Raw genomic sequence first — 12,882 nt, 5'->3', positions numbered from 1 at the left:
GTCCGGGAACGGCCTTCGGCGCGTTCGTGGTGCAGCCACGGCGCATCGCGACGACATGGCACGCGTCCCGTCGGCCGTCCTGGCGCGCTCCGCTCGGCCCTCGCCGCGGGGCCCGTCGGTCAGGGGCAGACGCCGGGCAGGAGCGACGGCGTCGGGGTCGGGGTCGCCTCGTCCTGGCCGGCGGTGGGGCTGCCGTCGGTGGGGCTGCCGGCGGGCGGCTCGGCGGTGGGGCTGCCCGCTCCGCCGCCCACGGGCGCGCCCGTGTCTGTCGACGCGCCGCCCTGCGGCTGCTCGCCACCGCCACCGCCACCGCCCGCGCCCGAGTCCCCGGAGCCGTCGTCCGAAGCCCCCGACCGCGACGCCGCGACGCTCGGCGGCGGGTCGCCCGCCGCGATCCGGGCCCACAGGGGCTTCGTCTCGGAGATGACCCACACGACCCGGTCCTTGTTCGTCGGGGCGGTCGCCACGGCGAGCGGCGTGAACACGATGTTCGTGGTGTCGATGTCGCGCAGGCTCCAGGCGAGCCCGGCCAGCGCGGCGGGGCTGCCGATCTCGGGGTTGGTGCTGATGGACCCCAGCACGGCCGCGACCATCTGGTAGAGCCGGGGCGAGTCGGTGACGACGTTCTGCGCGAGCACCTCGCGCATCATCGCGTCGAAGAACGCCTGCTGCCGCTTGATCCGCTCGAGGTCGGACCCGAGCTCGAGACCCATCCCCTGGCCCTTGCGCGCGCGCAGGAAGTTGATGGCCTCGTAGCCGGTGAGCGTGTGCTGCCCCGCCGGCAGGTCCAGGTCGACCATCGAGCCCTTGACGGGCTCCGGGAAGCACATGCGCACGCCGCCGATGGCGTCGACGACGCCGATCACGCCGTTCATCTTGACGACGACGTGGTCGGTGATCGCGACCCCGGTGAGCTTCTCGACAGTGAGGATCGTGCAGGCGGCGGCGCCGGTGACGTCCTGCGTCGCACCGCCGCCGATGGTGAACGCCTCGTTGAACATGGCGCCGCGGCGGGGCTTGGACGTTCCGCCGCCGGGCAGGGGGCAGGCGGGGATGTCCACGAGGGAGTCGCGCGGGATGGAGACGACCTCGACCCACGACCGGTCGCCGGAGACGTGGACGACGAGCGTGGAGTCGGAGTGGAACTCGTCGCCGTCGCCGGCGAGCGCGTCGTTGCCCTCGCCACGGAAGTCGGTGCCCATGACCAGCACGTTCAGCGCCTGACCCGCGTAGGGGTCGTCGGGGTCCGCGGGCGCGAGCGTCGGGCGGTCGGTGACCTGCCCCAGCAGGGCGTCGACGTCGGACGTGTCGATCTTCGACTGGAGCTCGACGTACATGGCCGCGGCCGCGGCGCCCGCGAACGCGAGCACGCCCGTGAGCGTCAGGGCGACGATGTGCCGGACTCGGTGCGTGCGGCGGAGCGGGAGGTGTCTCGGGCGCGTCGGTGCCACACGACGACGCTAGCGAGGTTCGGGCGTCGACGCAGGTCAGGCGCTAAACCATCGACGGGTCGTCTCCCGGGGATGAACGCCGCGCGGTCGGGTGAGATCCTGGGTGGCCGCTGGGAGCGGCGCGGACGGGACCCGTGTCGGCGGCCGGGGAGAAGATGGTCCCATGTGTGGCCGGTTCGCCTCCTTCCGCAGCGCCCAGGACGTCGCCGACGACCTGGAGATCGCCGAGCTCGCCGACGACGTCGTGGAGCTCTCGCCGTCGTGGAACGTGGCCCCGACCGACCCGGTGCGCATCGTCGTCGAGCGGCCGGCGAGGACGGACGCGGGCCCGGGCAGGGGCGAGATCACGCGGACGCTCCAGGTCGCACGGTGGGGGTGTTGACCGGACTACGCGGCGACACGCCGCCGCCCTGCAGCCGGACAGACCGGGCACCAGATAGACCTCATCCACTGACCGACCGTGGATGAGGTGGACTGTGGATCGAACGGTGCTGGACCTGCCTCGATGGGGCAGTGTGGTCGAGGACCCGGGGCCGACTCCTTGGGTAGTCGTCGACGTTGAAGACACGCCGATCGAGCCCGTCCGTCGCTATCTCGTCGAGTTCACGGCAAGGGGTAATCGCGCGGGGAGCGTGCGAAGTTATGCGTACGCGTTGCTCCGGTGGTGGCGCTGGCTGGGTGTGCGCGAGGTGTCTTGGGCATGCGTCACGTCCGCAGACGTAAGGGACTACGCACTGTGGCTCGGCGCGGCGACCAAACCAGGCGCCGCACTGCGGACGGTCTCGCTTGCGACCGCGGGAACGGTGAACCCGATCACGCGCAAGGCTTACCTCGACGATCGTTATCAGCCCAGGACGGTTCGGCACGCGATGGCCGTGCTTCGCGGGTTCTACGAGTTCTGGGCGGACCTCGGCGAGGGCCCGGTGGTTAACCCCGTGCAACCTGCTCATCGCGGACGAGCGAACCTGCACCACAACCCGATGGAACCGTTCCGGGCCGAGGGTCGCTTCCGCTACAACCCTGTTGTCCCCAAGCGACGGCCGCGCACCCTGTCGGACGAGCAGTGGCGTGATGTCTTCGCTGCGCTGCGCTCACACCGAGACCGGGCACTGCTCGCCCTCGGGGTCAGCAACGGGGCACGGGCCGGAGAACTGCTCGGTCTGCGGGGCGTTGACATCGATTGGGGCGAACAACTGGTGCGGGTGATCCGCAAGGGCACTCGCGCTGAACAATGGTTGCCGGCCAGCGCCGAGGCGTTCGTTTGGTTGCGGCTCTACCTCGCGGACGTCGGACCGCTCGGCCCGAACGAGGCGATCTGGCGCACAGTCCGGAGGCGTGATCGTGGGACCGGCCTGGCACAGCAGCCGCTTAGCTACGACGCGCTCCGTGCGGTCTTCCGCCGCGTCAACGTCGCGCTCGGCACCAACTGGTCCATGCATGACCTGCGGCACACCGCAGCACTGCGCATGTCCCGTGACTCGAACCTGACGCTGCGCGACGTGCAGGTGATCTTGGGACACGCCGACATCGACACCACGGCGTCGATCTACCTGTTCGAAGAGGACGCCGAGGTGGCAAGGCGTGTGCTTGCTCACCTTGAGCAACGTGCCGCCCCGACGTTGAAGCCGCCAACGTTGGCCCGGGGATACAACCCGGCAGACATGGCTGTCCTCTTCGACGGGAGCACGCCGTGAGGGCCCCGTCACCGACGCCGGTGACTCGCCCACGCACGCCCAGACCTCCACTCTGGCGGTCCACCGAGGAGCAGCGTGCCGTGTGGGGAGCGCGTGGTGGCGTGGGTGGACCCTTGGACCTAGCCTCGGCGGACGAAGTGCTCGGTGCTGTCGCCAGTTCCCAGCGAGTGGTCTGCCTTTCGCCCCGGCATCAGCACCTGGTGATGGACTCGACGCGCGTGATCCTCGCATGGCTCGCAGCTCAACCTGGTGATGGGTGGCAAGCGCGCTGGGAGGCCGCGAACCCCGACGACACCACCGGCTGGATCGAGCAGATAACCAGGGATGACGCACGGAGCTCGGACACCAAACGGGTCCGCATCCTCGAGGCCCTGACCTGCCTAATGCTCGTGCGCTTCATACTGCCGAGCCATCGGTTCCTGCGGACCCTGGCGTCGAGCAAGCTCTATGAGCTTGCTCGGTCGACGTTCCGCCCCGATCTGTTCGCCCTCGTCCACGAGAACGCAGATCACCTACGACTCCGCAAGTTCCAGCGGACCCAGGCCGTGAACACCCTCACCGTGCTCGTGCTACACAGCGGACGTGATCTGGATCAGCTGACGCTGGACGACTTCATGGCGCTACGGCACGCGACAGGTCGGCCCGGCGGCCAGACGCGCGGAGGCATCAGCATCGGGTGGGACCTCGTGCGCGGCATCGCGCAGATCCCGGATTCTCCATTCCACGCGATGCGCCAGCTCGGACAGCTGTCGACCGAGGAGCTGGTCGACTCCTACAAGCTGGCCTGCCGGCCCGTACGTGACGTGATCGTGCGCTACTTGAATGAGCGGCGTCCCGCGCTCGACTCCTGACTTCGGTCAGGTTCTCCACAGCCCGCGATCCGCAGTTCTCTGACCTGCGGTGATGGTCGTGGCTCTGTGGGTTAGTGTCCTCCTGGAGGCACTAAGTACGCTGCCGGGGTGGTGTGGGTTCGGCGGGTGAGGACGGCGTCGGGTGCGACGGCGGTCCAGATCGTCGAGTCCGTGAACGGGCGGCGGCGGATCGTGCGGCATGTCGGGTCGGCGCATGACGAGGTCGCGCTCGGCCTGTTGATGGATGAGGCGGCCGATCTGATCAAGGGTGACCAGCAGTTGGAGCTCGACCTTGGCCTGCAGGCCGTGTCGAGGTACGCCCCGTTGATTCCCGTCCCGCAGCCGCCGGCCCTGTTCGGGCAGACGCCCTCCCGTGCGCGTGGGTGGATGCCCGCGCCCCTGCTGCGGCGCTCGTTCTCCCGGATCCTGTACGACGCGATCGGGGGCGTGTTCGACGAGCTCGGTTTCGACATCGTCGGCGACGACACCTTCCGCGACCTGGTGATCGCGCGGATCGTGGAGCCGACCTCGCTGCTCGACGTCGACCGGGTCCTGTCCGACCTGGGCCGGGTCGCCGCGTCGCTGTCCACGCGGAAGCGGACGTTGAAGCGGGCGCAGGACGGCCGGTACCGGGACCTGATCGCGAAGGCGTGCTTCACGTTCGCGCAGGCCAGCGATGATGTGTCCCTCGTGCTGTATGACGTGACCACGCTCTACTTCGAAGCGGAGAAGGAAGACGACCTGCGCAAGGTCGGCTACTCCAAAGAACGTCGCGTCGACCCGCAGATCGTCGTCGGCCTCCTCGTAGACAGGACCGGGTTCCCCCTCGAGATCGGCTGCTTCGAGGGGAACAAGGCCGAAACGCTCACGATCCTGCCCGTCATCAAGTCCTTCCAAGCCAGGCACGGCATCGAGGGCATGGTCATCGTCGCGGACGCCGGCATGCTCTCCGGTGCGAACCTGCGCGAGCTCGACGACGCCGGGTTCTCCTTCATCGTCGGCTCCCGCCAGACCACCGCGCCCCTCGACCTGGCCTCGCACTACCGGTGGCACGGCACCGTGTTCACCGACGGGCAGATGATCGACACGATCACCCCCAAGCACCGCGGCGCGACGCCCGTCAATGACGTCAACGTCAAGGCCGAGCCCGTGTGGACGAAGACCGGGACCCCGGCGTCATGGCGGGCCGTGTGGGCCTACTCCGCGAAGAGGTTCGCGAGAGACAACCGGACCCTGACCGCGCAGGAGGACCGCGCCCGATCAGTCATCGACGGTGACAAGCCCGCCCGCGCCACCCGGTTCGTCAAGACCACCGGAACCGCCCGCACCCTCGACGAGACCGCCCTGGCCAGGGCGCGGAAGGTCGCCGGCCTCAAGGGCTACGTCACGAACATCCCCGCCACGGTCATGGCCCCAGGCGAGGTCATCTCCAGCTACCACGATCTGTGGCACGTCGAGCAGTCCTTCCGGATGTCGAAGACAGACCTGCAGGCCAGACCCTTCTTCGCGAGGACACGCGACGCGATCGAAGCCCACCTCACCATCGTCTTCACCGCGCTGGCCGTCTCCCGCACGATCCAGGACCGCACCGGACTGTCCATCCGGAAAGTCCTGCGCGAGCTACGACCACTGCGCTCCGCGACCATCGAGATCAACGGCGTCATCCGCGACGCCGAACCCGCCATCCCCGCCGACAAGCAGGCCATCCTCGACGCGATCAGGAAGCCCGCAAGGCACTAAGGCTCTTGACCCAAGTCAGGTTGAATGAGCGGCGTCCCGCGCTCGACTACAGCACGTTCACCGGCTTGGCCCGGACCCTCGCCAACTTCTGGGCGGATCTGGAGGCGCACCACCCCGGAATCGACTCGCTACACCTACCCGTGGACGTCGCCGAAGCATGGCGTCAGCGCACCCAGTCCGTTCTGGACCGCGACGGCGCGAACCGTCCCCGACGCTGGACACTCGGCATCTTCGTGCCGGTCCGCGCCTTCTACCTCGACATCGCCGCCTGGGCGTTGGAAGACCCGTCATGGGCGCCGTGGGCCGTGCCATGCCCCGTTCGTCGCGCCGACACCACGGGCTACATGAAGGCCAAGAGGGAAGTGACCGCCCGGATGCATCAGCGCGTCCGTGATCGCCTGCCGCATCTGATGCGGTTGGTCGACTGCGCTGAGGATCACCTTCACCGCCAGGCTGAGCTCCTCGCGGCTGGGTACTCCTGCGAACCAGAAGGAATCTTCGAGCACGCCGGCGGACGCTACTGGCGGCTGCCGCCCGGCGTCGATCAGACCGGCCCGGTTCGCCGCACCATCGAGGAGGCTGTTTGGGTCGAGGATCTCGGGACCGGCGAACGGCTCGACCTCACCCACCTCGAGGACGACGCGTTCTGGACGTGGGCGGTCATCGAGACTCTGCGGCACACTGGCGTGCGCGTGGAGGAGCTGCTCGAGCTCACCCAGCTCGCGCTCGTCAGCCACCGCCTGCCGGACACCGGTGAGACCATCCCGTTGCTCCAGATCGTCCCCTCCAAGACGAACCAGGAGCGCCTGCTGGTCATCACCCCGGAGCTGGCCAGCGTGCTCGCCAGCGTCGTCAGCCGACTTAGGACCACCGGTGGCGGTTCAGTACCGTTGGTCGCCCGCTACGACGCCCACGAGCGTGTCTGGGGAGCACCGCTGCCGCACCTGTTCCAGCGGACGCGCGACTACCGCGCCTGGGTGATCAGCACGGGCATGGTCAACAAGCTGCTTGCCCGCGCGTGGGCCAGGGCAGGCATCCGGAACTCGGCCGGCGAACCGATCAAGGCGACCGCGCACGACTTTCGGCGCATGTTCGCCACCGAGATGGTCACCGGCGGCCTGCCCATCCACATCGCCGCGAAGATCCTCGGTCACAACCGTCTCGTCACCACGCAGGGCTACGCCGCGGTCTTCAACGACGATCTGATCCGTTCCTACCGGGCGTACCTCGACACCCGACGCGCCGTTCGACCGGCCGAGGAGTACCGAGAACCGACCGACGCCGAATGGACCGAGTTCCAGCACCACTTCCAGACCCGCAAGCTCGAGCTCGGTGACTGCGGCCGTCCCTATGCCACCCCGTGCAGCCACGAGCACGCCTGCATCCGGTGCCCGATGCTGCGGGTCGATCCGCGCGCTCGACCGCGCCTCGCTGCGATCATCGACAACCTGCGCGACCGCATGGATGAAGCTCGAATGAACGGCTGGCATGGTGAGATGCAAGGCCTCGAGATCAGCCTTCAGGCCGCCGCCGGCAAGCTCGCTGCGCTCGACCGAACGCAACGCCGACCGGGCCCAGTGCCCCTCGGCCTCCCGTCGCTGACGCATGCACGTGGCGTCGGCTCGTAAGCGGCCCAGCCTGTGTCGGTGCCAGCCGGGATACTGGACGCATGTGCGGTCGCTACGCATCCTTCCGGTCCGACGAAGACCTCCGCGACAAGTTCGCCATCGATGAGATCGTCGACACGACGCCGCCGCCGTCGTGGAACGTCGCCCCTACAGACCCGGTGCGGATCGTCGTCGTGCGCCCTCCGCACGGAGGTTCGACAAACGACGGCGGTCCTAGAACTCAGCTCCGGACTGTGTCGTGGGGACTCGTGCCGAGCTGGACGAAGCCGCCCGCAGGTAAACCCGCCTCGAAGGTCGGCGGCAACCTGATCAACGGCCGCGCGGAAACCATCACGGAGAAGCCCGCGTTCCGTCGAGCAGCGACCCTCAGGCGAGCCGTGATCCCGATGGACGGGTACTTCGAGTGGCAGACGCACGAGGACGGACGAACGAAGACGCCCTACTACCTCACCGGCGCGAACGAGGAGCCTCTGGCCGCCGCAGGGCTGTACGAGCTGTGGCGCGATCCAACCAAGGCTGATGACGACGCGCATCGCTGGCTTTGGACCTGCGCAGTCATCACCACCACTGCCACCGACTCGACCGGGCACATCCACGACCGTTCGCCGCTGCTCTTGCCCGACGACTTCATCGACACCTGGCTCGACCCGTCGCTGACCGACGCGGATCAGGTGCGTGATCTGGTCGCTTCCGTGCCCGAGCCGCATCTCGTGCCGCGGGTCGTCAGCCCGGCTGTTGGGAACGTCCGCAACAACGGACCCCAGCTCATCGAACCGGTCGTCACCTGACGCATGCGTGGCGCCGGACGTAGGCGGCCAGTCTCCTACGGATCCCGGCCAGCCTGCGAGGGCGCCACGGAACGGTGTCGGCGCGCCTGCAGATCTCGCGCATCAAGGTGCCGCTAGACGCGACGGATCTACTTCGTCTTCCTTGCTGTTCGCCACAGCAGGGCTGCGATGGAGACGAGGCTGACGACGACCAGAACGACGACGAAGTGCCAGGGCTTCATTCGCCGTGTCCCCGCTGCGGTCGGTTGAGCGCCATCGCGTAGGAGGACATCGCGACTGCACCGAGCAGCGCCGCCAACACGCGCAGCCAACCGGGCAGGCCCGTCGCTACTGCCGCGATGGTGAGGAGCGCTCCACTCAACGCGAACCAGGCAACGGCCCGCCACACGATCTCGCCGCGTCGACGCCTCTTCATGCTCCCGGAGCGTAGACGACGGAGGGCACGCACGGTCGAATCACCGATTGGGAGACGTGCCCTAGTGCCGTGGAGGTCCGGCAGGTCGGTCAGCGAAGGGGGAAGTGGCCGTGTTCCTATCGTGACCGTTCACGACCTAGCTTGGCTCGCGGTCTTTCACCACACCCGTCCGTCGGTCGACAGGTCGTCATTGGTCTCACGGAGAATGTCCCGGTCAGCCGACTTCGCCATGTCGGCGTAGAAGCGGTTCTCGAGCGACCCGGCCGGCAAGTCTCGGGCGATCTCGCGCGACCTATCGCGTTGCTCGACCGTCTCAGGGAACGGTTCACCGGGCGTACCGGTGCGACCTCCAGAGATTGTTGCGCCCCAGAGTGCGCCCGACATGTCTCGGAGCGCGTCGTCGCCGAGTCGGTTGGCAGCGTGCAACGCTGCGCGGACGAAGTCCGGCTGGTCCCAGATGAAGGTCCTCGGCGCCTCTCCAAGTACCGCCGAAACCGCCCGCGTCATGCTTTCGGCGCCAGAAGCGAGTGCGCTCCCCAAGATCTCGGTGACCTGGGTGTCGTATCCACTCGCTACTGCGGCGAACAAGTCGGCCCCCAACTGCCGTCGCAGCCAAGAGTCGAGACCGTCGGCGATCCAGGCGAGGATGCCGGTGAGGCTCGGCAGAAAGTCCCTGGTTTCGCGGACTCGAAGGTGCGCATCCCAGGAGTACGGCAGGGCGTCATAGTGCCGCACGCTCCCAAGCGACTCGGCATGCTCGACGCGCTCCTGGAGCAGGCGGACCACCCACGCGGGGTCCGTCGCTGATCGAGTCGCGAGTGCGCTGGCAAGCGAGTATCCGCCGATCTCAGGCACGGTGATCAGGTCGTCGCGAATGCGTTCGATGTCGGCGTCGGAGAAATTGGCCCATGAGATGCCAAAGTTGGCGCGGAAGCACATGAAGATGTCATTCGCCACACTCGGACTATCGCCGAACCGGATGGCGGCGAGAAGGCGAGTTGCTTCAGCGGTTCGGCGGGGTGCAAGCAGTTGAGCTGCTCGCGCAACGCTGCGACGGACGACTACGTCAGGGTCAGCGGCCAACTCGAGAAGCAGGTCGAGCTCGCCGGGGTGCAGCTCGCGGAGGCCCCGGTTCCACCCGATCGCATGGGCTGCAGCGCGACGCCGGTCTTCCGATGCGCTCCCAAGCAGGTCCCTGATTTCACCTATCGCGGCCGCTGGCTCATGTGCGGCGAGAGTGCTGAGGACGACCGGCAGGACAGGGTCAAGGTCGTGCTGGCCGGGAGCTGAACGGAGCACCTCAAGCATCGTGTGGGCGAGGGACGGGCGGGCGTCGATCAGGCCGGCCACGAGGGGGCCCGGATCTCCTTCGCTGGACCCGTGGACTTCCCTATCGGCGCGCAGCCTGGAAACAAGCAACTCCACGACCTCGGCGTCCGCGACGTCAGTGAGGCTATCCACCACGGCCTGAAGGAGCGCCAACCGTTTGGCTTCCATTGCCTCGAAATCATCGCCGCGGTCACGGATGAGGCTGCCCCACCCGTCGTGGACCGTTAGTGCGAGGAGTGACTCGGAATCGATCGGGAGCGCCACGACAACCCTCTGCGCAGCGTCATGGGCTGGCCCATCGCCGTAGTTTTCATGCCAATGCAAAGCATCCCGGACGCTCACTACAACTGCGGGGTCCAGTCGTCCTGCGGCAACGGCGGCGCCAAGCCGATCTATGGTCTCGACAAATCCCGGTGTCCATCTGTCGCGTTCATCGGCCGATACCGTGCGCCCGAAGAGCCCCGTAGGGTACTGCAAGGCCGTTTTCAGAGCCTTCGCGGCGGCGCCCGACCGGCGTAGGTCGAATGACTCGAGTTCTTGGAAGGCAAGGTCGATGACCCGTTGACGGACCCGCATGACACTGTCTGGGTTCACAGAATAGGGCTGGAACGTAATGGTGTGACCGCGGAAGCCTGCTTCGTGGCCCTCAGTGGCAAGCATGGGCGTCAGAACCTCGAAGGGTGAGAGGCGCTGGCCGTCGGCGAACCATGTTGAGGCGATGTCGACGATTTGGTCGTTGAATTCGATCGGCTTGGTCACGCCGAACTCTGCCAGTTGGCCCAAAATCCGAAGAGGGTGTTCGGGGTGCTGGTTCGTCGGGCGCTCATCCCCTTGTGCAAGCTCCCAGAGTTGCTTGAGAGCTTCGGGAAGGGTCTCGGCGTTCATCGCCGCGAACCTAAGCGCGGGTGGCAACGCTTGAAGCACGCTGTTGTAGTCATCGGCCATGTAGCCATCCCACATGGCGTGTTCACTGTCGAGGCGATCCGTGGGATTGTCGATCAGCCAGCGGGTGACCTCGAGTGTGCGCTCCGGCTGGAAGTATGCAACCTTAGCCATCGCCTCAGCCAGCGTTCGTCGGTCCACGATGTCGGCGGCCTCAACCCGCGCCCGGAATGCGGCCCACAGAGATCCAGCCATGCTCGGGGCATTTTCGCGATTGCTTCGGACCTGCCAGTCGACACGGCTGACGTTGACGAACAGGTGCTCGGCACTGACGCCAGCGACCAGGGGTTCGATGCGGGCGAGATATCCGGTACCCAAGGGGTTGTCTTCGTCGAACGCAGCCTCGGTAAGGATGACGTCACCGAGCAAGTCGGGAACGATGCGCAGCGACTCACCCCGACGGCGAAGGATCCCGGCGTTCTCGAGGCTCCGCAGGTGCTTGTGCAGCTCGTCGTAGGGCTTTCCAACGATTCTGCTCAGCGATTCGCGTGCTGATTCCTCGTTGGTGCGGAACGGCTGTAGTGCGGCGAGGGCATCTAGCACTGCGCGTCGCGTGGGTGGGTCGTACGCCAGCGGATCTTTGACCAGTGCGTCACTGAAGCCCCGCATAATGTGGAAGCGAACGTTTGGATCCTGTTCCAATGCGCCAGGTTCAAGTTGGCCCTGCCGAATCAGTACTCCGCCGACGACCGTGACCAGCGGAGAGTCGGCCGTCAACCCCGCCAGTCGCCGAGCGACAGCCTCGGGGGCTGTGCCTGCAAGGGCTTCACGCGCCAACGCGGTAGCGTCCTCGAACTCGAGATCGGTGAGCACGATTTCCGTGTACGCGGTCGGCAGCAGACTGTGCTGTGCGAGCCCTTCCCGAATCGCCCGGAGCCCGTAGGGCCTGCACGCGAGCACAACTTTCGCGCTTCGGTTGCGCCGCCAGATACCCGCAACGATCCCGGTGAGGTCGGTGACTTCGTGGGCGTCGTCCACGACAACAGTGAGGTTGCCTCCTTGCGGAAGCAGCTCGAGATCCGAAGCCGTGACAGTGGCGTCACCCGGCAGAATGCGCACCTCGGACGCAGCAGGTGCTGCGTCCGCGAGGGACTTCAAGAGCCGGGTCTTTCCGAGGCCGCCCGCTCCGACCACAAACGCGATGGTCGCATCGGCCTGGTACGCAGCAGCGACGAGTTCATCGAGCTGACGGCGGCGGCCGGCCAGGGTCCACTCATGGTTGAAGATCGTGGTGGGGGTGGCGTCGAAGTGGTCTTCCGGAGATAGCCACGGACCTGGTGACGGAATGCCGAGGAACGATTCACGGTGGCCAGGGAAGTAGGTGTCGACGAGCCTCAGGGCCTGTTCGCGCGGCAGATTCCGCACGTACCGTGATATATCTTCGCCGTCCCAAATCTCCCAGTTCGCGTGATTACCAACCTCGCTGCGCGCCGCCGGTGTGGCGATAGGCCGCGAGAGGAACAGGTAGTTCTTTGGCGCTGTAATCGTCACCTCCGCGATCGCGTGGCGAACGGCCGCGGGCCCAAACTCACGGTGCCGCTTGCACTGGCCTGTCGCCAGGTTCTGGCCACCAGCGGCGACGAGGATGTCGATGCCGTGCTGCTTGTGGCCGCGCCCCCCGAACCGGCTCGCGTGGCCGTCTGGGAACAATCTGCTCATCACTTCGGCCAGAAAGTCTTCAAACCGCTCCTCGCTCAACTCTTCAAGCGGAAGGGCGCGTGTGAGAGGCCGGACCGCGGGCCGGACACCCGATGCGGTCGGCGGGTACTCGCCAGCGTCGACGAGCGCATCCTCCTCGACCACAAGGATCCGCGCGATTTCGGCGAGCATTGCGCGCCTGGGTCGCGACTGGCCTCGCTCCCAACCACTCACGGCCTGCTGGCCTACCCCTAGCTGAGCAGCAAGCGCCCTTTGGTCGAGGCCGGTCGCCTCGCGACGGTCCCTGATGAGTCGCCCAAGGTCTGCGTACATGAGGCGAGCGTACGCAGATGGTGCGTGCGAATGCAAGGGGCAACACGCAGTGAGTGCGTGTGGCGGCCTTGCG

At 67.2% G+C, this 12,882-nt stretch carries 9 protein-coding genes; 6 read left to right on the top strand and 3 right to left on the bottom strand.

What is annotated here, in order from left to right; genetic code table 11:
• Window positions 1-119: 119 nt before the first annotated feature.
• Entirely contained in the window at window positions 120-1,451 is a 1,332-nt protein-coding gene (locus ET471_RS10330) for an LCP family protein (protein WP_129188085.1), read from the bottom strand.
• Between the two features lie 163 nt (window positions 1,452-1,614).
• On the opposite strand from ET471_RS10330, the gene ET471_RS10325 reads away from it, so the two are divergent.
• The 6 genes from ET471_RS10325 (at window position 1,615) to ET471_RS10300 (ending at window position 8,152) form a co-directional block, all read left to right on the top strand.
• Window positions 1,615-1,833 carry an SOS response-associated peptidase family protein gene (locus ET471_RS10325; RefSeq protein WP_129188083.1) on the top strand — a complete coding sequence of 73 codons (219 nt, stop codon included), beginning with the start codon at window positions 1,615-1,617 and terminating at the stop codon, window positions 1,831-1,833.
• 106 nt (window positions 1,834-1,939) lie between these two features.
• Window positions 1,940-3,145 carry a tyrosine-type recombinase/integrase gene (locus ET471_RS10320; protein ID WP_207207250.1) on the top strand — a complete coding sequence of 402 codons (1,206 nt, stop codon included), beginning with the start codon at window positions 1,940-1,942 and terminating at the stop codon, window positions 3,143-3,145.
• 203 nt (window positions 3,146-3,348) lie between these two features.
• Window positions 3,349-3,996: a hypothetical protein gene (locus ET471_RS10315; protein WP_129188079.1), complete on the top strand. Its 648-nt coding sequence runs from the start codon at window positions 3,349-3,351 to the stop codon at window positions 3,994-3,996.
• A 108-nt stretch (window positions 3,997-4,104) separates the two neighbouring features.
• Window positions 4,105-5,736 carry an IS1634 family transposase gene (locus tag ET471_RS10310; protein WP_129186106.1) on the top strand — a complete coding sequence of 544 codons (1,632 nt, stop codon included), beginning with the start codon at window positions 4,105-4,107 and terminating at the stop codon, window positions 5,734-5,736.
• Window positions 5,737-5,741: 5 nt separating this feature from the next.
• Window positions 5,742-7,364: a tyrosine-type recombinase/integrase gene (locus ET471_RS10305; RefSeq protein WP_129188077.1), complete on the top strand. Its 1,623-nt coding sequence runs from the start codon at window positions 5,742-5,744 to the stop codon at window positions 7,362-7,364.
• 41 nt (window positions 7,365-7,405) lie between these two features.
• A complete protein-coding gene (locus ET471_RS10300; RefSeq protein ID WP_129188075.1) occupies window positions 7,406-8,152 on the top strand; it encodes an SOS response-associated peptidase in 747 nt (248 codons plus the stop codon).
• Window positions 8,153-8,369: 217 nt separating this feature from the next.
• On the opposite strand, the gene ET471_RS10295 is transcribed toward ET471_RS10300, so the two are convergent.
• Together ET471_RS10295 and ET471_RS10290 are read right to left on the bottom strand one after the other, a co-directional pair.
• Window positions 8,370-8,567 (bottom strand): hypothetical protein, encoded by a 198-nt coding sequence (locus ET471_RS10295; protein WP_129188073.1) that lies wholly within the window; start codon window positions 8,565-8,567, stop codon window positions 8,370-8,372.
• A 156-nt stretch (window positions 8,568-8,723) separates the two neighbouring features.
• Window positions 8,724-12,809, bottom strand: a complete 4,086-nt coding sequence (locus tag ET471_RS10290; RefSeq protein ID WP_165350471.1) for a helix-turn-helix domain-containing protein — start codon at window positions 12,807-12,809, stop codon at window positions 8,724-8,726.
• Window positions 12,810-12,882 lie beyond the last annotated feature (73 nt).

It is taken from the genome of Xylanimonas protaetiae, from assembly GCF_004135385.1.
Taxonomy (GTDB): Bacteria; Actinomycetota; Actinomycetes; order Actinomycetales; family Cellulomonadaceae; genus Xylanimonas; species Xylanimonas protaetiae.
Note: the sequence above shows the minus strand (reverse complement) of the source record. Positions and strands in the feature narration are given on the sequence as shown.

What these genes read in the sequence shown, in the direction of transcription:
- ET471_RS10325 (WP_129188083.1), top strand. Translation starts at nt 1,615, where the DNA reads ATGTGTGGCCGGTTCGCCTCCTTCCGCAGCGCCCAGGACGTCGCCGAC.
- ET471_RS10290 (WP_165350471.1), bottom strand. Translation starts at nt 12,809, where the DNA reads ATGTACGCAGACCTTGGGCGACTCATCAGGGACCGTCGCGAGGCGACC.
- ET471_RS10300 (WP_129188075.1), top strand. Translation starts at nt 7,406, where the DNA reads ATGTGCGGTCGCTACGCATCCTTCCGGTCCGACGAAGACCTCCGCGAC.
- ET471_RS10295 (WP_129188073.1), bottom strand. Translation starts at nt 8,567, where the DNA reads ATGAAGAGGCGTCGACGCGGCGAGATCGTGTGGCGGGCCGTTGCCTGG.
- ET471_RS10315 (WP_129188079.1), top strand. Translation starts at nt 3,349, where the DNA reads ATGGACTCGACGCGCGTGATCCTCGCATGGCTCGCAGCTCAACCTGGT.